Source organism: Robiginitalea sp. SC105 (assembly GCF_014243345.1).
Lineage (GTDB): Bacteria > Bacteroidota > Bacteroidia > Flavobacteriales > Flavobacteriaceae > Robiginitalea.
This window is the reverse complement of sequence record NZ_JACLZF010000002.1, coordinates 283794-304781: the sequence shown is the minus strand read 5'-3', so window position 1 is coordinate 304781 and position 20988 is coordinate 283794. Positions and strand designations below refer to the sequence as shown.

16 protein-coding genes are annotated in these 20988 nt (G+C 57.1%); 10 read left to right on the top strand and 6 right to left on the bottom strand.

Annotated features, from left to right (window positions below; genetic code table 11):
* Positions 1–62: 62 nt before the first annotated feature.
* A complete protein-coding gene (locus tag H7F20_RS10510) occupies positions 63–1403 on the top strand; it encodes a hypothetical protein (RefSeq protein ID WP_185786142.1) in 1341 nt (446 codons plus the stop codon).
* A 36-nt stretch (positions 1404–1439) separates the two neighbouring features.
* Positions 1440–2951: an OmpP1/FadL family transporter gene (locus tag H7F20_RS10505; RefSeq protein ID WP_185786141.1), complete on the top strand. Its 1512-nt coding sequence runs from the start codon at positions 1440–1442 to the stop codon at positions 2949–2951.
* Positions 2952–3139: 188 nt separating this feature from the next.
* Here the strand turns inward: H7F20_RS10505 and H7F20_RS10500 are convergent, their stop codons facing one another.
* Both H7F20_RS10500 and H7F20_RS10495 read right to left on the bottom strand, forming a co-directional pair.
* Complete coding sequence (locus tag H7F20_RS10500) at positions 3140–4552, bottom strand: T9SS type B sorting domain-containing protein (RefSeq protein WP_185786140.1); 1413 nt, start codon at positions 4550–4552, stop codon at positions 3140–3142.
* 110 nt (positions 4553–4662) lie between these two features.
* Positions 4663–6477: a T9SS type B sorting domain-containing protein gene (locus tag H7F20_RS10495; RefSeq protein ID WP_185786139.1), complete on the bottom strand. Its 1815-nt coding sequence runs from the start codon at positions 6475–6477 to the stop codon at positions 4663–4665.
* A gap of 127 nt (positions 6478–6604) precedes the next feature.
* Between H7F20_RS10495 and folE the strand changes: the two genes are divergently transcribed.
* From folE to H7F20_RS10460, 7 genes are all read left to right on the top strand, one after another.
* A complete protein-coding gene (gene folE / locus H7F20_RS10490; RefSeq protein WP_185786138.1) occupies positions 6605–7288 on the top strand; it encodes a GTP cyclohydrolase I FolE in 684 nt (227 codons plus the stop codon).
* Between the two features lie 9 nt (positions 7289–7297).
* A complete protein-coding gene (gene cysS, locus H7F20_RS10485) occupies positions 7298–8776 on the top strand; it encodes a cysteine--tRNA ligase (RefSeq protein WP_185786137.1) in 1479 nt (492 codons plus the stop codon).
* A 13-nt stretch (positions 8777–8789) separates the two neighbouring features.
* A complete protein-coding gene (gene yidD / locus H7F20_RS10480) occupies positions 8790–9011 on the top strand; it encodes a membrane protein insertion efficiency factor YidD (protein WP_185786136.1) in 222 nt (73 codons plus the stop codon).
* Between the two features lie 331 nt (positions 9012–9342).
* Positions 9343–10311 (top strand): prolipoprotein diacylglyceryl transferase, encoded by a 969-nt coding sequence (gene lgt / locus H7F20_RS10475; protein ID WP_185786135.1) that lies wholly within the window; start codon positions 9343–9345, stop codon positions 10309–10311.
* Positions 10304–10807: a DUF192 domain-containing protein gene (locus tag H7F20_RS10470; RefSeq protein ID WP_185786134.1), complete on the top strand. Its 504-nt coding sequence runs from the start codon at positions 10304–10306 to the stop codon at positions 10805–10807. The genes lgt and H7F20_RS10470 overlap by 8 nt, the downstream gene beginning before the upstream one ends.
* 3 nt (positions 10808–10810) lie before the next feature.
* Positions 10811–11677 (top strand): alpha/beta fold hydrolase, encoded by an 867-nt coding sequence (locus tag H7F20_RS10465; protein WP_185786133.1) that lies wholly within the window; start codon positions 10811–10813, stop codon positions 11675–11677.
* Between the two features lie 61 nt (positions 11678–11738).
* Positions 11739–12965 (top strand): ATP-binding cassette domain-containing protein, encoded by a 1227-nt coding sequence (locus tag H7F20_RS10460; protein ID WP_185786132.1) that lies wholly within the window; start codon positions 11739–11741, stop codon positions 12963–12965.
* Positions 12966–13119: 154 nt separating this feature from the next.
* On the opposite strand, the gene secDF is transcribed toward H7F20_RS10460, so the two are convergent.
* Positions 13120–16074: a protein translocase subunit SecDF gene (gene secDF, locus H7F20_RS10455; RefSeq protein ID WP_185786131.1), complete on the bottom strand. Its 2955-nt coding sequence runs from the start codon at positions 16072–16074 to the stop codon at positions 13120–13122.
* A gap of 205 nt (positions 16075–16279) precedes the next feature.
* On the bottom strand, positions 16280–17206 hold the full coding sequence (gene mdh / locus H7F20_RS10450) for a malate dehydrogenase (RefSeq protein ID WP_185786130.1): 927 nt from the start codon (positions 17204–17206) through the stop codon (positions 16280–16282).
* A 240-nt stretch (positions 17207–17446) separates the two neighbouring features.
* Between mdh and H7F20_RS10445 the strand changes: the two genes are divergently transcribed.
* Positions 17447–17821 carry a hypothetical protein gene (locus tag H7F20_RS10445; RefSeq protein ID WP_255444061.1) on the top strand — a complete coding sequence of 125 codons (375 nt, stop codon included), beginning with the start codon at positions 17447–17449 and terminating at the stop codon, positions 17819–17821.
* An 85-nt stretch (positions 17822–17906) separates the two neighbouring features.
* Here the strand turns inward: H7F20_RS10445 and H7F20_RS10440 are convergent, their stop codons facing one another.
* The gene (locus H7F20_RS10440) at positions 17907–18920 is read right to left on the bottom strand and encodes a DUF6588 family protein (protein WP_185786129.1); all 1014 of its coding nucleotides are present in this window, start codon (positions 18918–18920) and stop codon (positions 17907–17909) included.
* Between the two features lie 71 nt (positions 18921–18991).
* Entirely contained in the window at positions 18992–20938 is a 1947-nt protein-coding gene (gene gyrB, locus H7F20_RS10435; RefSeq protein WP_185786128.1) for a DNA topoisomerase (ATP-hydrolyzing) subunit B, read from the bottom strand.
* Positions 20939–20988 lie beyond the last annotated feature (50 nt).

Genomic DNA, 20988 nt, shown 5'->3' with positions numbered 1-20988 from the left:
AAAATAGTTCGTCAAAACTAACTAATTTTAATATGTTCAACAATAAATAAAAAATTGCACCGATGAGACCACCCCTACCCCTCCTCAACCTAAAATACTCCCTTTTCTTAGGGCTGTCCGGGTTGCTTCTGGCTTCCTGCGGCTCTTATGAATCCGCATCCTACTACGATCGGGACGGCATCTACGGTACCGGCCAGGAGGTCGTACGCACCGAAAGGCCGCCTGCCCGGCAGGTACAGCGCAACCAGGGGGATCCCTTTTACGAGAACTACTTCGGGGAAAGGGCCCAGGAACTTGGACAGGTACTGGACAGTGAGGTCTTCACGGACGTTGAATCCTATTCGAGTACCGCCCAGGACAGCCTGGCTTATGCCAACGACAGCCTGATCGGCAACCCGAACGATTACTTTGCCGATTACAACGACTACCAGGGCAATCCCGGGTGGGGCGACCAGGGGGGAAACCTTACGGTCAACGTCTACGGCGGCGGCGGCTGGGGCTGGAACAACTGGGGTTGGAATACCTGGGGATTGTATGATCCCTGGGTCTACGGCGGCGGTTGGTACGGAGGATGGTATGGCGGATGGTACCGCCCATGGCGCGCCGGCTGGGGCTGGGGCTGGAACAACTGGGGCTGGGGCTGGAACAACTGGGGTTGGGGCGGCTACTGGGGCTGGAATAACTGGTACAACCCGTATTACGGCTATGCCGGCTATTGGGGAAACCGGTACTGGGGCAACGGCTATTACAACAATTCCTGGGCCTACAATTCAGGTCGCAGGGGCTTATACAACCGCAATCCTGGAATAACGGGTAATTCCCGCTACAGTGCAGCGGCCAGCAATACGCGGCAATACCGCACCAACAGCGGCCGGTCCAACCTGGACCGATCCAACCGGTACAGTACCTCCCGCGCACGATCCAACATAAATGCGGCGGCCCGTAACCAGGCCTACCGATCCAGCAGGACCACGCGCCGGGCACCTTCCTACGGCACTACCCGAAGCTCCCGCTCCTATAACGGGGCTACTACGGGGTACGACAGGACTCCCGGCTACAGCCGGTCGGGCAGCACGCCAAACCGGTCCTATTCTTCAGGAAGGAGTAGCCGCTCCTCGGGCAGCTACCGAAGCAGTGGAAGCAGCGGCCGGTCGTCCGGCAGTTACCGAAGCAGTGGAAGTAGTGGCCGTTCCTCTGGCAGTTACCGCAGTAGCGGAGGCAGCAGCCGGTCTTCCGGCAGTTACCGAAGCAGCGGGGGCAGCAGCCGGTCTTCCGGAAGCATGCGCAGCAGCGGGGGTGGCAGCCGGTCTTCGGGAAGCGTTCGCAGCAGCGGTGGCGGAGGTCGTTCTTCCGGGGGTCGTTCGGGCGGTGGTCGCTCCGGCGGCCGCGGCGGGAATCAGTAAGATCCCTTTCCCTTTTATTAACCAAAAGAAATTCCAATGAAACGTATATTCACTTTCATCCTGACGGGACTGTGCGCAATCGGTACGGCCCAAACGGTTAACGACGTATTGCGGTACGGGCTGGAAGAGACCCAGGGGACTGCCCGCTACCAGGCGATGGGCGGCGCCTTCGGAGCGCTTGGCGGGGACTTGTCCTCCATGAATATCAACCCTGCCGGCTCTGCCGTCTTCGGCAACAGCATCATGACCGTAACGGGGGCCAATTACAACCGGGATAACAATGCCGGCTTCGGAGCCTTTGGGGGCACGGCCGAAGGCATCAATGCTGTTGAGCTTAACCAGGTCGGGGGCGTTTTTGTGTTCAAAAGTACCGAAGGAGCCACCTGGAAGAAGATAGCGCTCGGGGTGAATTACGATATGGTCGAGAGTTTCGACGACGATTACCGGATTATCGGAAGTACACCGGTCGGGGTTGACAACTACTTCCTGAATTTTGCGCAGGGGGTGCCCCTGGGCCCGCTTCGGGTGCAGCAGGGCGAAACCGTGGTGGATGCCTACCTGGATATCGGCTCCAGCCTGGGTTTTGCCGACCAGCAGGCCTTCCTCGGCTTCCAGGCAGGCTTTATCGACCCGGTGGACCCGGATGACGACGGCAACACGGAGTATATCTCCAATGCCGAATACAACACGGTCATCCAGGATTATTTCCAGAGTACCAATGGGTACAACAGCAAATTCACCCTGAACTTTTCGGGCCAGTACCAGGAAAATTTCTTCCTGGGAGCCTCCCTGAATTTCCATTCCGTCCTGTACGAGCGCCTCACCTTCCTGGAAGAAAGCGGGTATGATGCCGCGTCCCCGATACAATCGGCGACCTTCGACAGCTTCCTGCACACCGAGGGATCCGGCTTTTCCGTAAACATCGGCGCCATAGCCAAACTGAATGAGCTGGTACGCATAGGCGGGGCTTACCAAAGCCCCACCTGGTACCGGCTGACGGACGACTTTTCGCAGGCGGCCAATTCTGATTTTGCAGATAAAAACCCGGATATCACCCGTATCAACTTCGGGGTGGTCAACCTTTTCGACACCTATACCATCAAAACCCCCGGGAAGGTAACCGGGAGCATCGCCCTTATCTTCGGGCCCCAGGGATTGCTGAGTTTTGACTACGACTATCAGGATTTCTCCAATTCCGAGCTCCGGCCCACCTCAGATCCCAATTTTGCCTCCGAAAATGCCTTTATGGCGGATGCCCTGGGTGGCGTTTCCACCTACCGGGTTGGGGGCGAGTACCGCATCGAGCGCATGAGCTTCCGTTTGGGATACAGGTACCAGACCAGTCCCTATAAGGACAGTGCCATTTGGGGAGATCTGCAGGCGTATTCCGGAGGTTTGGGATACAGCTGGGGTCCCAACCGGCTGGACCTGGCCATCAGCAGCAGCGAGCAGGATGTCAGCGAAGCCATATACGACGGCGGCCTGAGCGACGCCCTCATCAACCGGGTCAACAACTATGTGAGCCTGAGCTACACGCTGAATTTCTAAAAATATATCAATCGACTACAAAAGGGCCTTCCGGACGGGAGGCCTTTTTTTTTCGGGGTAACCGCATCTTCGGGATGGGGACCCCGGGCTCTGCAGACCGAAGGCTTCAGGTGAAAGGGTTCAGATTAAAGGGTTCAGGTTTATGGATTCAGGGTTCAGGGGACAGTCTGCCTGAGCAGGAGCAGGCCCTATCGTTTCAGGGTAAAGTGGGCCCGCACCAGGTTGGCCACGAGCACACCCTGATCGTCCCGGCTGTATTCCAGGCGGAACCAGTAATCTGAAGAAGGCAGGGGACGTCCGTTGAAGTTTCCGTCCCAACCCACGCTGGTTTCATCGATTTGTTTCAGCAGTTTCCCGTAGCGGTCAAAAATAAAGACCACCGGCTCGGTGAGCTGTTCGATCCCCAGGATATGCCAGGTATCATGGATGCCATCCGCGTTGGGGGTAAAGAACTTCGGATAGCCGATCACCAGGAATTCAATGGGTTCGGTAGTCCCGCACCCGTTGCGGTCGTTGATGATCACCGTATTGATGCCCGGGGGCACGTCGTTGAAGATGGGCGACTCCTGGAATTCCCCCCCATTGATGGCGTATTCGTAATCCCCGTCCCCAACCGGGATGATCTCGATATTGTTGCTGTCCGACAGGTCCGAGAGGATGTCCACCCGGTCCAGCTGGGGCTCCCCGTAATAGGTAATCAGGATATCGTCCGTGTACACCTCGGAGGTAGTGGCCGTGATCTCCACATAGTAGCGGCCGGAGTTTGGGCTGGAAACGATGAGTTCGGTAGCCCCGGGCCCGGAGGCCAGGTTTGCATCGATGGTGCCGTCGTCGTCGTAGTCCACCGACCAGGCGATATCCGTGATATCGGGTCCGGCCGGGGAATTGAGGGCGCTGAGGACAATATCGGGGTCGCCTTCGCAGGCGGTGATATCGAGCCCCAGGAACTCGTCCCGCAGCGTGCAATCCAGTGCGGTATCCTGGTTGGTGTTCACCGAGTTCCCGGTGAATGTCAGGGTATAAGGCTCGGGGTCACCGTCAAAATTCGTGTTGTAGTTGTTGATAAGCAGGTAGTAGATCTCCCCCGGTTGCACCTCCAGGAATTCATCGTAGGTATTCTGGCTGCCGATCAGGAAGGGGGCACCTGCCTGCCCGTTTTCGGGATTGATGCCCACCCCCGTAAAACGCGTGTCGTTCACCTCGTAATTGCAGCGTATGGGCTGGGCAGTCCCGTTGCTGATGTCGGCGCAATCCACATCCGGTCCGTACAGGGCAAAATCCCATTCGGCGGTAACGGTGCCGGTGGCTCCCGGAAGCGCTTCGATGTCAAAGCCGATCTGCCCGCCGGTCCCGGCGCGGAATACAAACCAGGACGTGTTGTTTTCGATATTGGCCGAGGTATTGCTCCCCTTTTCCAGGCAGCCGGACTGCCGGATGACATCCGGGTCAAAATCATCGATATCGCCCCCGCCATCCGCGAACCAGGTGCGCACCGTATCGGCGCAAACCGGGATGGCAGAGCGACAATCGGGGGAATTCTGGGCGGAGAGGGCCTGGACACCAGAAAGGAAGCCCAAGAGCAGGACCAGGGTATGCTTCATAGGATTTGGGGCACAAATTTCTGTATAGTATAACTCCTACAAGTGGGTTTTAGTATGGGTATGCCCAAGTTTTTGGCGGCAATTCGACCAGGGGATCGATGGGTGAAATCTCAGCGTTTCAGGGCAAAATGCGCATTCAAGTAGCGCGCTTCCACCCGTTGTCCGGAGGCGTCCAAATAGGATAGCCGGAACCAGTAGTCGGACCCCGGCAGTAACCTGCCGAGATAGGTCCCGTCCCACCCGGGAGAATCCCGGTCCAGTTGTTTGAGGAGTTTGCCGTACCGGTCAAAGATATGGACCACCGGGTCGGTAAGGGTTTCGAGGCCCTGTATCTGCCAGGTGTCGTGCTGGCCGTCCCCGTTGGGGGTAAAAAAGGGCAGGTAACCCACCACGGTAATGGTTTCGGTGATTTCCCCGCAACCCAGCCGGTCGCGCATACGCACCTGGTGGGAGCCGGCCGGCACCCCCTCGAAAACGGGGTTTGCCTGAAAGGGCCCGTTGTCCAGGGCATATTCGAAATCCCCTACGGCATCCGTCTCCACCGTCACCCGGTTGGCAGCCGAGAAGTCCTCGATGATAATCCCCGAGATGCCTGGGGGCACCGAAAGGATGACTTCCACGCTGCGCTGGATGCTGCAGGCAGAAGGCCCGGAACCGGTGGTTGCCGTCAGGGTATAGGTCCCAGGTTGGGTGACTGTCCGCAGGGCCGACCGCCGCCCGTCATCCCATCTGTAGGACACCGCCGGGTCGGGTGGTAATTGCCCGATAACCGCACTCCCGCCGTTTTCGCAAATGAAGACCTGCTGCTCAAAATCCAGCAAAGGCATGGAAAGGACCTGCAAATCAAACTGCTCGGAACTGTCATAACAATTCGGGTTCTCCAGGGAAGTGGTCCGGACGTACACGGTATGGGTCCCGGGCCCGGGGGACCACTCCGCCGGCAGGGCGCCTATCCCCGCCTGGGCATCGAAGGCACTGGTATGGTAACTCACCCGGAACTCCGCCGGGTTTAAGCTCCCCAGGGCCCCGGCATCTTTGGCCCGAAGGTCATAAGGTTGCTGGTCGCTGCAAATCGCCTCGTCCGAAATGGGCTGGGTGCTGGCGGCCGGGCTGAACCCTACCTGCACGTCGCTGATCACCTGAGAACCGTCCGGCAGGCTCACCCGGATACGGTAGACTGCCGGGGAATCTGCCGGATGTGTGGCCCCATTCTCCCCCGGGAGAGTGTTAAATCCGGACCCGGTATCTGCAAACCACTGATAAGCCGTAGCCATAGCGGTGGTGCCGTCCAGCAGGATGGTATCCCCTTCGCATGCGGCTACAGGCGGCCCGAGCAGGTTGCTGATGATGGAACAGTCCAGGGCATCGTAGGGGTGATCCTCGAAGATCCGGCCCGAAAACTGGATGGAAAAGCCGGAATTCGTGTTGCTGTAATTGTTGATCATCAGATAATAGTCCTCCCCGGGCTGGACATCCAGCCAGGGCTCGTACAGGTAGGTATCCGCGCTGCCCGAAGGGTCCTCCCCCACCCCCATGAATACTTCGCGGTCCCGGTTGTCGTAAAAATTGCATCGCACCGGTTCGCCCAGGCTGCCGCAATCCGAGGTGCGGTACAGGGCAAAATCCCAGTCTTCGGAGGCATCAAAGGAGATATTGAACCCCAGCTGGCCGGAAGCGCCCGTGCGGAAGCGGTACCAGGCGGAATTCGATTCGATATACCCGCTGGTTGTGGGTTCCAGGCATCCGGACTCGGTGGCCCCGCCGTAATCGTCCACGCCATACCCGATGGTACCGCCGTTTACCGGGGTATTGTTGCATATCGGGATGGCCGTGTTGCAATCGGGCGAAATCTGGGCCGAAAGACCCCCGCTGACCAACAGGAAAATCCCTGCAAAAAAGCCGGTTTGTAGATGGGTAATGTGCATAGTATTGCTTGGGCAAATTAAAAGTAGGCAGCTCTTTTCCTTAACACGAATTTATGTTGTGTACCCGCGTAAACAGGCCATAAAGTGCCATATTATGTATATCTTTGCCACTTGTAATTACCATTCGATGAAAACCGATCCAGCATTGGAAGCCTCCCAGGAAACCTTTCCGGAAGACCATTTCAGCGGGAAGGAAGAAACCCCGCTCCGGGAAGACGCATTCCTTCTCAGCGATGAAGAAAAAATCGACCGCATCCGTCAGAATGTCCGGGATATCCTGCTCACTTTGGGCATGGACCTCGACGACGACAGCCTGAAAGGCACCCCCGACCGGGTTGCGAAAATGTACGTCAGGGAGATCTTTTCCGGGCTGCATCCCCAGCGGCGCCCGAAGTCATCCACCTTCGACAACAAATACAAATACGGAGAAATGCTGGTGGAAAAGAATATCACCGTCTACAGCACCTGCGAACACCACCTGCTGCCGATCGTCGGCAAGGCCCATATTGCTTATATCTCCGGGGGTTCCGTTGTGGGGCTTTCCAAGATGAACCGCATCGTGGACTATTTTGCCAAGCGCCCGCAGGTACAGGAGCGGATGAACATACAGATCGTACGGGAGCTTCAACGGGTCCTCGGGACCGAAGACGTCGCCTGCGTGATCGACGCCAAACACCTGTGTGTGAATTCGCGCGGGATCCGTGATGTGGACAGCAGCACGGTTACCTCGGAATACGGGGGCCGCTTCAAGGAAGATGAATCACTCCGCCGGGAATTCCTGGAATACATCAACCTGGAAACCGAATTTTAAGCCAAATCCATGGCGCTTTATACGGAACAGACACTTAAGGTCCACAACTCCCTCTCGGGGAGCAAAGAAGTCTTTACCCCGATTCACGAGGGCCATGTGGGCATGTATGTCTGCGGCCCAACCGTATACAGCAATGTCCACCTGGGCAATTGCCGGACCTTCATGTCCTTTGACCTGATTTTCCGCTACCTCCGCCACCTGGGGTATAAAGTGCGCTTTGTCCGCAACATCACCGACGCAGGCCACCTGGAGGACGATGCGGATGAGGGCGAGGACAAAATCGCCAAAAAAGCCCGCCTGGAAAAAATTGAACCCATGGAGGTGGTGCAACGCTATACTGTGGATTTCCACAACATCCTGCAGCGCTTCAACCTCCTCTCTCCCAGCATTGAACCCACCGCCACGGGCCATATCGTGGAACAAATCGAGATCATCAAGGTCATCCAGGACCGGGGGTACGCCTACGAGAAAAACGGGTCCGTCTACTTCGACGTCATACGGTTCAACCAGGACTACGAATACGGAAAACTCAGCGGCCGGAAACTGGAGGACATGATCGCCAATACGCGGGAACTGACCGCCCAGGACGAAAAACGCAACCCACAGGATTTTGCTCTTTGGAAAAAAGCGGAGCCCCAGCACATCATGCGCTGGCCTTCCCCCTGGGGCGAGGGCTTTCCCGGATGGCACCTGGAATGCACAGTGATGAGCACCAAATACCTCGGGGACACCTTTGACATCCACGGCGGGGGCATGGACCTGAAATTTCCCCACCACGAATGCGAGATTGCCCAGGCCGAAGCCAGCAACGACCAGCCGCCGGTCCGCTACTGGCTGCATGCCAACATGCTGACCCTCAACGGGAAGAAAATGGCAAAATCCACCGGGAACAACCTGCTCCCGGGCGAAATATTCAGTGGTGAAAACAACATCCTCAGCAAACCGTTCTCCCCGACAGTCGTCCGGTTCTTTATGATGCAGGCGCACTACACCAGCATCCTGGACCTCAGCGACGACGCACTGCTGGCTGCCGAAAAGGGGTACAACCGTTTGATGGAAGCCATGGACCAGCTGCCCGACCTGCCTGCCGGCAAAAGCTCCGATTTCGATGTGGCCGCCTGGAGGCAGCGTTGTTATGACGCCATGAACGATGATTTTAACAGCCCGGTCCTCATCGCCCAGCTCTTTGAGGGGGTCAAGGCCATCAACCTGGCCCGGGACGAAAAGCAGTCGCTCACCCCTGGGGACAGGGACCTGCTGGCGCAGACGATGGAGGCGTTTGTACACGATGTCCTCGGCCTTGAAAAAAGCCTGGGACAGACCCGGGAAACCGAAAAACTGGAAGGGGTGATGAAGCTGGTGATCGAACTGCGGAACCAGGCGCGAGCCAACAAGGATTACCACACTTCCGACCAGATCCGGGATACGCTTTCGGAACTGGGGATCCAGCTAAAAGACGGGAAAGAAGGGACTACCTTCACCCTGTAACCTGCCATTTGAGATGAAAAGAAAACTCGCCCTGCCGCTGATCTGGCTGGTCCGCGGGTACCAGCGCTACATCTCCCCCCTGACCCCCCCGAGTTGCCGGTACAGCCCCACCTGCTCCCAATACACCATCGAGGCACTCCAAAAACACGGCCTGCTCAAAGGGGGATGGCTGGCGCTGAAGCGGATTTTATCCTGTAATCCCTGGGGAGGGTCCGGGTATGACCCGGTGCCGTAGGTCCCCCGGGGTGGCAGGCCCCCGCGCCATCTCGCCCACAGCTCAAAAGGTCCACCGGACCTTTTTGTTCCGCTGTGTCGGGGGCGGGTCCGGGTATGACCCGGTGCCGTAGGTCCCTCAGGGCGGCAGGCCACCGCGCCATCTCGCCCACAGCTCAAAAGGTCCACCGGACCTTTTTGTTCCGCTGTGTCGGGGGCGGGTCCGGTTATGACCCGGTGCCGTAGGTGTCCCAGGGTGGCAGTCCGGCGCGCTATGCGGGAAGTGAAATTGCTGCCGAATTCTGTCCGCCTGCCCCGATCGGAATTCTTATCTTAGCCCACAAACTGGAAATATGTTTTTATTAGGGTTCACCTGGAATCCCGACGATACCATTTTTAAGCTCGGGGTACTCCAGATCAAATACTACAACCTGCTCTGGATCATCGCATTCGCAGTCGGGTGGTACCTGATGAAGCAGGTCTTCCTGCGAGAGGGCCGGTCCCGGGAGCAATTGGATTCGCTTTTTATCTACACCGTACTGGCCACCATGCTAGGGGCGCGGCTGGGGCACGTCTTTTTCTATGACTGGGCGTATTACAGCCAACACCTGGCCGAAATCCTGCTTCCCATACGGGAACAGGCGGGGAGCAGCCTCTTCGGGATTATCAACGGGTATGAATTCACCGGTTTTACCGGCCTGGCAAGCCATGGGGCAGCCATTGGGGTCATCATTGGCATGTACCTGTTTACGCGGAAGCACAAATCCTTCAATATGCTCTGGGTACTGGACCGCATCGTGATCCCGGTATCCCTGGGGGCTTTCCTGGTGCGGCTCGGGAATTTCTTCAACTCGGAAATCAACGGGAAGATCACGGACGCCTCCTTTTTCCTGGCCACCCGGTTTGTGCGGGATTCAGACGACATGCCCGCCGGGGAAGCCATGCACATCACCGGGGAGCGCACCCCGGAAGCTGCCTACCGCGCCCTGACGGACGACCCGCAGTTTGCGGAACAACTCCAGGCCATCCCCTACCGGCATCCGGCCCAGTTGTACGAAGGGCTGCTTTATATCGGCGTTTTTGCCATACTCTACTGGCTGTATTGGAAAACCTCCAAAGGCCAACGCCCCGGTTATTTGTTTGGCCTGTTCCTGGTCCTGCTGTGGAGCATCCGATTTGTGGTGGAATTTGTCAAGAAAAGCCAGGGCGGGTTCGAGGATACCCTGGGCTACCTGTCTACCGGACAATGGCTCAGTATCCCGTTTGTCCTGCTCGGCCTGTACTTTATGTTCCGGCCGCAAAAATCCGCCTCCCATGCCTGATTTCCGACCGATCCGCTTCCTGTCTGCCCTGGCCCTGGCGGCCTGTTGCTGCCTTGGCAGTTGCCGGGACACCCCCAAAACCCCGTTGGAACGGGAAACCGTCTCCTTTACCAAAGAAGGGGTGCTGCGCATTCTGGATGCGGAAACAGACTCGATAAAAGTGGTCCTGGACATCGAAATCGCCGATTCGGAATACGAGACCCAGACAGGGCTCATGTACCGCAATGAAATGCGGGACGACCGGGGGATGCTCTTTGTCTTTGACGCCCCGGCCCTGCATGCGTTTTATATGAAAAACACGATGATGCCGCTGGACATCCTGTTTATCGACTCCAACCTCGAGATAGCCACCATCCGCCAAAATGCCCGGCCCCTGGATGAGTCCAGTATCTCCTCTGGGGTACCCGTGCAATATGTCCTGGAAGTAAATGCCGGCCTGAGTGCCAAATGGGGCCTGGAGGCCGGTGACCGCATTACCTACCAGAAAAGCCAGTAAACCATGACCCCGGGGGAAGCCATCCGGATTCCGACGCCAGCCGGCCATCGGCTTGCCGGCACCCTTTTCCGTCCTGAAGGGAACGGGACGGGCCACAGCATCCTGATATCCTCGGCTACCGGCATGCTGCAAAAATTCTATTTTTCCTATGCCCGGCATTTTGCCTCCCTGGGGTATACGGTACTCACTTTTGATTATTGGGGGATCGGGGATTCCGGGGGCGATCCGGCCACCCTCCGGGCCAACCCCCACGACCTGATCCATTGGGGCAGCAACGACCAGACGGCTGCCACGCGTTTCCTTTCCGGCATGTCGCCAGGTTCCAATATCACCCTGGTAACCCATAGTATCGGCGGCCAGCTGGCAGGGTTCAACCAGGCACATGAGCTGCTGGGCAAAATCATCCTGGTAGCCAGCCAGAGCGGATACTGGAACCATTATTCCCACTGGCATAAGATCAAGATGTGGGCTTTCTGGCATTTGATGATCCCGGGCCTCAGCCCCCTATTTGGGTATTTCCCGGCAAAAAAACTGGGGTTATTTGAAAACCTGCCCAAAAATATGGTCTATCAGTGGAATCGCTGGGGCAAACACCCCGAGTACCTGAACGTGGAGCGGGAATCCGGGGCCTATCATTTCGGGGAAGTCCGCGCCCCCGTGTTGTCCCTGAGCTTTCCGGGCGACCCCCTGGCCCCGGTTGAAGCCGTGGATTGGCTCAATGCGCAGTACAGGGCAGCGGCCCTGACGCGGGTCCATTACACGGAGGAGGGCCTTAAACCCGGGCATTTCGGTTATTTCAGGGAGGCTTTCCGGGATACCCTCTGGTCCCGTACCCACAACTGGATCCTGAACGATGAATGGGGGGGCTGAATACCCTGTTTTGACACGGCCGATTCTTTGCGCTACATTCGCAGAAAGCAGCTGAGCCCGAATGCACCACCACACCGCCATCTTCACGGATAATTCCTCCCGAAAGACTGCCTTTTCCAATGCCGTACTGGCCGGCAACCCGCCAGCAGCCCTCTCCCACCTGGGCGGACTGCGGGGCGCCTGCTTCTCGAATGAGCGCATCGCCGCCTTTATCGAGGAAGAAGCGCGCCACAACCGCTCGGAACTGCAGCCCCTGCCGGAGCGGGAGCTGCGGACCTTTTCCAGTGGGGAACGCAAAAAGGCGCTGCTGGAATACCTGCTGGAACAGTCCCCGGAGTACCTGATCCTGGACGATCCCTTCGACAACCTGGACCGGGCCTACAGGGGTGTGCTGGAGCGCCGTTTTGCCGAATTGTCCCGGGAAATGACTTTGATTCAACTGGTCAGCCGCCGGGCAGATATCCTCCCCTGTATGAAGAAGACCGCCTTTCTAAGGGGCAGCACCTTGGTAGGTTATCCGGATTTTAAACCGGAATCTTCTCCCCCGGGGCCTTTTTCGGAGGAAATACCCCCCCCTCCGAACACCCTTCCCGACCTGCCGGAAGTCCTGGTGGATTTCCGGGCGGTTTCCGTTAGCTATGGCAGCCACGCCGTGGTCAGGAATATCGACTGGCGTATCCGCCAGGGGGAATTCTGGGAACTGCGCGGCCCGAACGGCAGCGGCAAGACCACGCTGATCACGCTGATTACCGGGGATAACCCCAAAGCCTACGGGCAGGAGCTCTACCTGTTTGGTTCCCGGAAGGGAAGCGGGGAAAGCGTCTGGGACATCAAGGAGCACATCGGGTATTTTACCCCGGCCATGGCCGACCGCTTCCGGGGATACCACAGCTTGGAGAATATGGTTATTTCCGGCCTCACGGACTCTATCGGCCTGTACCAGCAGCCCAGTGACCTGCAGCGGTCCCTCGCCAACCAATGGCTGCGGCTGCTGGGAATGGATTCGCAACGGCAGGTGCTCTTCCGGGACCTGACGGCAGGGGAACAACGCCTGGTATTCTGCGCGCGCGCGATGATCAAGCACCCGCCCCTGCTGATCCTTGACGAACCGACTGCCGGCCTGGATGAAAAGGCGGCCTCCCTGGTCGTGTCCCTGATCCGTAAAATGGCCCTGGAAAGCCGCACAGCCATCGTATTTGTTTCGCACCGCAGCGAACCCGGCCTGGATGCAAACCGTACCCTGATCCTTGAGAAGCACCCGGGGGGATCTACAGGATATACAGCCTGAGTAGCCTGTAACCAGCGTGCCGGCCGGATGGAAACGCGATTTCAGGCTGGCGCTGTTGGCCCGGAAGTGGTTGGCAGCCAATCAGGAGGCAGCATGCTGCAAAAAAAAACGCCGCCTTCCGGCAGCGTTTTTCCTTACAAAACCCTTCTGTGGGTTATTTTTTTCCTGCCGACAGTTTTTTGGACAGGGAATCGAACATGATCGGTGTGGCGATGAACAGGGACGAATACGTACCCACGATTACCCCGACAATCATGGCGAACATGAAGCCCCGCAGGGTCTCCCCACCGAAAATGAAGATGGAGAGCAGTACCACCAGGGTGGTCAGGGAGGTGTTCAGGGTCCGGCTCAGCGTACTGTTCAGGGCCAGGTTCGTGTTTTCACCCGCACGCCAACCCCTTTCCGCAATAATCTCGCGTATCCGGTCGAAGACGACCACCGTATCGTTGAGGGAATACCCGATCACCGTCAGGATGGCGGCGATAAAGGCCTGGTCGATTTCCATGCTGAAGGGCATCAATGCACTGGTGGCAGAGAAGACCCCGAGCACGATCAATACATCGTGGAAAACCGCTGCAACGGCCCCCAGGGAGAACTGCCACCTGCGGAATCGCAACAGGATGTACAAAAAGACCACCGCCAGCGAACCGATAACGGCCCAGACGGCATTTTTCTTGATATCATCCGCAATGGTCGGTCCGACCTTGCGGTATTTCATGACCCCGATATCCTCGTTGGTGCCGCCCGGGATAAAGTCCTGGTAGCTGGCCCCGTCCGGCAGGTATTTCTGGAGGGAATTATACAGGATACCCAGGATCTCCTCGTCCACTTCGGTACCCTGGACATCCACCTTGTACTTGGTGGTCACCATGATCTGGTTGGCATCCCCGAAGGTCTTGGCACTGGCACTACCCAGGGCATCGGTCAGTTCCCCGGTAATTTCGGCCGGGTTGACCGGGTCCACGAAGCGGATCTGGTAATTCCGGCCCCCGACGAAATCGACCCCCTGGTCCAGCCCCCTGGTAAACAGGGAGGCAAGTCCGGCAAGGATCAGGATTCCGGAAACGACGTAGGCAACCTTACGCTTGGCCAGGAAATCGATATTGATGTTCTGGAACAGGTTTTTGGTGACCCCTGTGGCAAAATCCAGCCTGCGTCCACGGCGGCTCAGGTAGGCGTCAATCAGCAGGCGCGTAACGAAGATGGCCGTAAACAGGGAGGTCAGGATACCGATGATCAGCGTGGTGGCAAAGCCCTTGATCGGACCGGTACCGAAGACCAGCAGGATCAGGGCGGTAAGCCCCGTGGTGATGTTGGCATCCAGGATGGAAGACAGGGCGTTGTCAAATCCGTCGGATACCGCCTGGGCCATCCCCTTGCCTTTTTGCAATTCTTCCTTGATGCGCTCAAAGATGAGCACGTTCGCATCCACGGACATACCAATGGTCAGCACGATACCGGCAATCCCCGGCAGGGTGAGCACAGCCCCCAGGCTTGCCAGAACCCCGAAAATGAGCACGATGTTGAACACCAGGGCGATGTCAGAGAACACCCCGGCCTTGCCGTAGTAAAAGATCATCCATAAAAGGACAAAGATCATGGCGATGATAAAGGAGGTAAACCCGCTGTCGATGGCTTCCTGCCCCAGGGAGGGGCCCACCACGAAGGAGTCGATGATCTCGGCCTCCGCGGGCAGTTTACCCGCGCGCAGGACATTCGCAACATCCTTGGTTTCGGTCACGGTAAAGGTCCCGGTGATTTCCGAGCTGCCCCCTGCGATTCCGCCTTTCTGGGATACCCCCGGCGCCGTGTAGACCCGGTTGTCGAGGACGATGGCAATCCCGGTATTGTTCAGGTTGGCCTCGTTGGTGAGCTCCTGCCATTCGCGGGCGCCGCGGACGTTCATGTCCATGCCCACCGCAGGTCGGTTGAACTGGTCAAACTGGTCCCGTGCATCGCTGACGACGTCCCCGCTCATGCGCGGTACGCCATCCCTGTTGGATTTGAGTGCATACAGGGCCGCCACCTCGGATCCCTGGGAAGGCCGCTCCCACATGAATTTGGTGAACTGTACCGGCGTGGGCAACAACCTGCGGATACGGGGCATCCGGAGCCAGGCGCCGATCTCGGCGGTATCCTTGATGGCTGCCAGCCCGATGGCATAACCCGGGCCGTTGAGCTGCAGCTTTTCGAAGAGGGGGTTGCGTTCCGAGGCGAGCTCCAGGGAGTCCTGGGCCACGTCGGAAAGCAGGGAATCGATTTCACTTTCTTCCTGCACTGGAGCTTCTTCCGGGGCCTCCACGATGGATTTCAGTTCCTCGTTGGCCTGGATGAAGAAATTGATCAGGTTCTGGTTTCCGGGTTCATAGGTTTCCCAGAATTCCAGCTGGGCGGTGCTGGAGAGCAGGTCCTGGGCACGGGCAATGTCCCTGGCCCCGGGCAGTTCCACCAGGATCCGGCCGGAGTTGCCCTCCCGCTGGATATTCGGCTGGGTAACCCCGAAGCCGTCGATCCGTTCCCGGAGGACTTCGAACGCCGAGATCACCGCCTCGTCCACCTTCCGGCGGATGATCGGCTTGACCTCTTCATCGCCCATCTCAAAATTGACTTCATCGCTCAGGCCCTTGTTGGCGAAGATATCCGGAGAGGCGAGCTTGGTATCGCCCTTGATTTCGTCAAACGCATCAAAAAACAATTCCAGATACGTCGCATCGCTGTTCTTGGAAGCCGCATCGGCATCCGCCAGCGCCTTGTTGAAAACAGGGTTTTTCGTGTTGTTTGCCAGACCGGAAAGGATATCCCGCACCGAAATCTGCAGGGTCACGTTGATCCCGCCCTTCAGGTCAAGGCCTTTGTTGAGCTCCTTCTTCTTGGCATCCTCATAGGAGGTGAAACCCAGGATGGGGTTTTTGGCAACCGAATCCAGGTACCGGGCTTCCACCTGCTCCCGCCGGGCCACGTAGTTTTCCTCATCCGCCGCAACGGTCGAAACAGCATAGGCTTCGGCATCGGATTCGATCTTGGCCGTGATGAAGGTGTAGGATAACTGGTAGATACTCACCAGCCCGAACAGCAAAGCAAAAAGCTTTATAAGTCCTTTATTATTCATGAGTTAAATGCTTATCTGAAATAATTACGGTGCTGCAAACAGCGTGCAAATATATTACTTCCACTAGGAACTGCCAATAAAATGAGTGCTTTTGTAAACCATTGGCGGGCGCTTCCCGGAGACCTGTTCCCGAGCGTAAAAGGGAATAAAAAAAGGCCTGCCAAAATCCGGCAAGCCTTAATTCAAAGATTTGAATATCAATGACCTAAACGTCCAGCAGGGCGTTAGTCTTGGAAACGCCCTCGGCGCTTTCCGCCATCTTGGCCTTCTCGGCGTCGCTCAGGGCAATTTCCACTATTTTCTCAATCCCGCCACGCCCCAGGATAACCGGTACACCAATGCAGAGGTCGTCGAGGCCGTATTCTCCCTGCAGGAGGGCCGAACAGGGGAACATTTTCTTCTGGTCGCAGGCAATGGCCTGGACCAGGGCCGAAACTGCAGCCCCCGGCGCGTACCAGGCGCTGGTTCCCAGCAATTTGGTCAGGGTGGCCCCGCCAACCTTGGTATCCTCGGCTACCTGCTGCAGTCGTTCCGCGGAGAGGAACTCGGAAACCTTCAGGCTGTTGCGGGTTGCGTGGCTGGTCAGGGGGACCATGCCCGTATCGCTGTGGCCGCCAATGACCATCCCGTCGACATCGGATATGGGTGCCCCGAGGGCCTCGGCGAGGCGGTACTTGAACCGGGCGCTGTCCAGGGCCCCGCCCATTCCGATAATGCGGTGGCGGGGGAGCCCGGTGGATTTATGCACCAGGTAGGTCATGGTATCCATCGGGTTGCTGACCACGATCACTATGGCGTCCGGTGAATGTTCCAGCAGGCTGGAGGAGACGGTCTTGACGATTCCCGCATTGATCCCGATCAACTCTTCCCGAGTCATCCCCGGCTTGCGCGGAATCCCGGAGGTAATCACCACGATATCACTTCCCGCAGTTTTCCCATAGTCGTTGGTCGAACCCACGATCCGTGTGTCGAATCCGTTCAGGGAGGCACACTGCATCAGATCCATTGCCTTGCCTTCCGCAACGCCTTCCTTGATATCGAGCAATACCACTTCAGATGCAAAATCCTTGATGGCGATGTATTCCGCACAGCTAGCACCCACTGCTCCTGCACCCACTATGGTAACTTTCATATTTCTGGTTTTTAGTTTGATTTTAAGCCGACCAAAAATAAGGAAAATAAGCCGGAAATCCGAGGATTGGAGAGGAAGGGGATCCGGTGTGTATACCCGCACGAAAATCCGGCTCAAATGTTAATGTTTTGTTCCGTTGGTCGAAATGGGCACTTCTAAGGGGTCCGTTGGTCGAAAAATAACAATACGGACGCCAGGGCTTCGTTGCCATTATACCCCAAATGTTAACGAAGCTGACCTATGCAACGTAAAGTTCCCTTTCTGATGCTGTTTTTTCTGACAGCCCTGACCCTTGGCGGTTGTTCGAGTGTCGAAGAAGCAGATGACCCGGTTATCGGCATCTGGAGCCGCGCAGCCATTTCCGATTTACCCGAAGGGCGGACTTCCGTCCGGGAAGAATGGATCTTCAACGATGCCTACCTGGGAAGGTACCATCGCTACGAGGGGAATGAACTGCGCATTAAGACGGATTTCGGCTGGGAAACGGATGGAAACATCTACACCATCGAATATCCGGGCCTGGATCGGGAGGCCGACCAGGTAACCATCAAACAGAGCCAGGACAACACCCAATTGCTCAGCCTTGAGGGTGAGGTGCTGGCGCTGAGGGAATAGCCCATTTCTTACCATTTCTTATATATGGAAACAGCCCCGGCAAATTTGCCGGGGCTGTTTTGATTTGGAGATATCTGATGGGATGCTACCGGAACCCGAAATGCAGGCCGGCAGTCAGGAGGTTGAACTCCGCCAGGGTATAATCCACATGGAGGCGGAAAAAACCGAGCTTCAATTTGGTCCCCAGGATGGCAGTGGCCCCGCTGGCTTTTTTGCTTACGGAGAACGGGTCCACATAAGTCTCGGACTGGAACGGGCCGGAGGTGACATTATAGGTCCCCAGGAAATCCGTTTCGGATTTTCCCGTCACATAGCCCAGGCCGCCGTAAAAGTTGATGATGGGCAATTTGGTCGCGGCCATCGCCTGGAAGGTCCAGGCGTTCATCCGCGTATCGATCCGCTGGTTTTCCCCATCGATGAAATTGGTGCCTGTAAAATCATAGCTCCCGTTCAGCTGGGTAAAGCCGATAAAACCGGATATGGAAACCGGGAGGATTTTATCGGCCGGCAAATGGCTGGTAAATTCGTGCAGGAGGCCGAAACCGAAAAGGCTGACCGCCACGTCATCGGTTTTGATCTTCGGCAGGAACCGTGCCTTGATTTCTGTCCCCTTGATCAGGCCCACCCCGGCCTGTAAATAGCCCGCGGGCAGGAAATTGATATTCTCTGAGGCCAGGCCCGAGGGCAACTCGAAGCTTTCGGAAAACAGGCCGTTCTCATCTTCCACCACCACCCGGACGCCCTCGATATCCCCAAGGGCGGTGGAAACCAACCGGGCATCGTTGGGATTGGTCTCGAAGCGAAGGTTTTCGTATTCATTCGGGTCGAGCAAAAACTGCTTCTTATCGTCCTTGTTCCGGAACCCGGCCATGGATCCGACAATGGAAATCTCAAACCCTCCGAGGGGTTTGGCCGTGGCGGTATTGAGCCAGGCGCCCGAAAGGTTGAAAATGGTCCCCTCGGAAACCGGGGAAAGGTAGTCGTTGGCAAATCGTTCGGCATCTTCGATTCCCGCGGCAAACAGGTCATTGACATTGGATTGGGCCATCGCCATGCTACCCGTCAGAAGCAGTCCGGCCAGGAAGATCTTTGTTTTCATTTGTAGGAATTTGCCACTAAACTAAAAACCCCGGCGCGAAGGCCGGGGTTTTTGTTGTGAAATGCGGATTCTTATGCGTCAATGTTCGCATATACGGCATTTTTCTCGATGAATTCCCGCCTCGGGGGTACCTCATCCCCCATGAGCATGGAGAAGATCCGGTCCGATTCGGTGGCATTGTCGATGGTCACCTGGCGCAGGGTCCGGAATTCCGGGTTCATGGTGGTATCCCAGAGTTGCTCGGCATTCATCTCCCCGAGACCCTTGTAGCGCTGTATGCCCGCGCTGCCCGAACTGGTGCTCAATTCCTCTACGATGGCGTCCCGCTCCTTGTCGTTCCAGGCGTAGCGTTTCTTGCTGCCTTTTTTGACCAGGTAGAGGGGCGGGGTGGCAATATATACGTGCCCCCCCTCGATCAACTCCCGCATATATCGGAAAAAGAAGGTGAGGATGAGTGTCTCGATGTGGCTACCGTCCACGTCCGCATCACACATGATGATGACCTTGTGGTAGCGGAGCTTTTCGAGGTTCAGCGCCTTGCTGTCCTCCTCGGTTCCGATGGTAACGCCCAGGGCGGTATAGATGTTCTTGATCTCCTCGTTTTCGAAGACTTTGTGCTGCATGGCTTTTTCCACGTTCAGGATCTTCCCGCGGAGCGGAAGGATGGCCTGGAAGTTCCGGTCCCGGCCCATCTTGGCCGTACCCCCGGCCGAATCCCCCTCTACCAGGAATATCTCGCAACGTTCGGGGTCCTGGTCGGAACAATCCGCCAGTTTCCCCGGAAGGCCGCCCCCGCTCATCGGGTTCTTCCGCTGCACCATCTCCCGGGCCTTGGTTGCCGCGTGGCGGGCCTGGGCCGCGAGGATCACTTTCTGGACCACCAGTTTGGCATCGTCCGGATTTTCCTCCAGGTAGTTGGTCAGCATTTCCGAAACAGCCTGGCTGACTGCAGCAGATACTTCCCGGTTCCCGAGTTTGGTCTTGGTTTGCCCCTCAAACTGGGGTTCCTGGACCTTAACGGATACAATGGCGGTAAGGCCCTCCCGGAAATCGTCACCGGCCACCTCGAATTTCAGCTTGTCCAGCATCCCGGAGGCGTCGGCGTATTTCTTGAGGGTGGTGGTCAGCCCCCGGCGGAAACCGGAGAGGTGCGTCCCCCCTTCGTGGGTGTTGATATTATTTACATAGGAATGCAGGTTCTCCGTGTAGGAGTTGTTGTAGACCATGGCAACTTCCACGGGGATGTCGTTCTTCTCCCCTTCCATGGAAATCACGTTTTTGATCAGCGGTTCCCGGTTACCGTCCAGGAAGCGGATAAATTCCTTGAGCCCTTCCTCCGAATAGAAGCGTTCACTCAGGTACTCGCCTTTCTCCTTGACCCGTCGGTCGGTAATGGTAATGGATACGCCTTTGTTCAGGTAGGCGAGCTCCCGCATCCGGTTCGACAGGGTATCGTAACTGAATTCGATGGTCTGCTGGAAGATATCCGTGTCCGGGTGAAAAGTAACGATGGTACCGTTCAGGTCCGATGTGCCGGTGCTTTTGACCGGGTACAGGGAGCGCCCGCGCTGGTATTCCTGTTCCCATATCTTGCCTTCCCGGTAAACCGTTGCCTTCAGGTGGTTGGACAGGGCATTCACCACGGACACACCTACCCCGTGCAACCCGCCGGAAACCTTGTAGGAATCCTTGTCGAATTTACCCCCTGCACCGATTTTGGTCATGACCACCTCCAGGGCGGACACGCCTTCTTTTTTGTGCAGGTCTACGGGGATCCCCCGGCCGTTATCCTCAACTGTTACCGAATTGTCTTCATTGATCGTCACGGAGATGGTATCGCAATGCCCCCCCATGGCCTCGTCGATGGAGTTGTCCACGACCTCGTACACCAGGTGGTGCAGGCCCCGGACGCCAATATCGCCGATGTACATCGAAGGGCGCATGCGCACGTGCTCGATGCCTTCGAGGGCCTGGATACTGTCTGCCGAGTAGCTTTTTCCTTTTACTTCTTCACTCATTCGTTTTGCGGTTGTTTTTCCTGCAATTTTGCAATCCTACAAATATAGCA

Coding starts and splice junctions, on each gene's coding strand:
- H7F20_RS10460 (WP_185786132.1), top strand. CDS start 11,739: ATGCACCACCACACCGCCATCTTCACGGATAATTCCTCCCGAAAGACT.
- folE (WP_185786138.1), top strand. CDS start 6,605: ATGAAAACCGATCCAGCATTGGAAGCCTCCCAGGAAACCTTTCCGGAA.
- H7F20_RS10505 (WP_185786141.1), top strand. CDS start 1,440: ATGAAACGTATATTCACTTTCATCCTGACGGGACTGTGCGCAATCGGT.
- H7F20_RS10470 (WP_185786134.1), top strand. CDS start 10,304: ATGCCTGATTTCCGACCGATCCGCTTCCTGTCTGCCCTGGCCCTGGCG.
- mdh (WP_185786130.1), bottom strand. CDS start 17,206: ATGAAAGTTACCATAGTGGGTGCAGGAGCAGTGGGTGCTAGCTGTGCG.
- lgt (WP_185786135.1), top strand. CDS start 9,343: ATGTTTTTATTAGGGTTCACCTGGAATCCCGACGATACCATTTTTAAG.
- H7F20_RS10510 (WP_185786142.1), top strand. CDS start 63: ATGAGACCACCCCTACCCCTCCTCAACCTAAAATACTCCCTTTTCTTA.
- cysS (WP_185786137.1), top strand. CDS start 7,298: ATGGCGCTTTATACGGAACAGACACTTAAGGTCCACAACTCCCTCTCG.
- secDF (WP_185786131.1), bottom strand. CDS start 16,074: ATGAATAATAAAGGACTTATAAAGCTTTTTGCTTTGCTGTTCGGGCTG.
- H7F20_RS10440 (WP_185786129.1), bottom strand. CDS start 18,920: ATGAAAACAAAGATCTTCCTGGCCGGACTGCTTCTGACGGGTAGCATG.
- H7F20_RS10465 (WP_185786133.1), top strand. CDS start 10,811: ATGACCCCGGGGGAAGCCATCCGGATTCCGACGCCAGCCGGCCATCGG.
- gyrB (WP_185786128.1), bottom strand. CDS start 20,938: ATGAGTGAAGAAGTAAAAGGAAAAAGCTACTCGGCAGACAGTATCCAG.
- H7F20_RS10500 (WP_185786140.1), bottom strand. CDS start 4,552: ATGAAGCATACCCTGGTCCTGCTCTTGGGCTTCCTTTCTGGTGTCCAG.
- yidD (WP_185786136.1), top strand. CDS start 8,790: ATGAAAAGAAAACTCGCCCTGCCGCTGATCTGGCTGGTCCGCGGGTAC.
- H7F20_RS10445 (WP_255444061.1), top strand. CDS start 17,447: ATGCAACGTAAAGTTCCCTTTCTGATGCTGTTTTTTCTGACAGCCCTG.
- H7F20_RS10495 (WP_185786139.1), bottom strand. CDS start 6,477: ATGCACATTACCCATCTACAAACCGGCTTTTTTGCAGGGATTTTCCTG.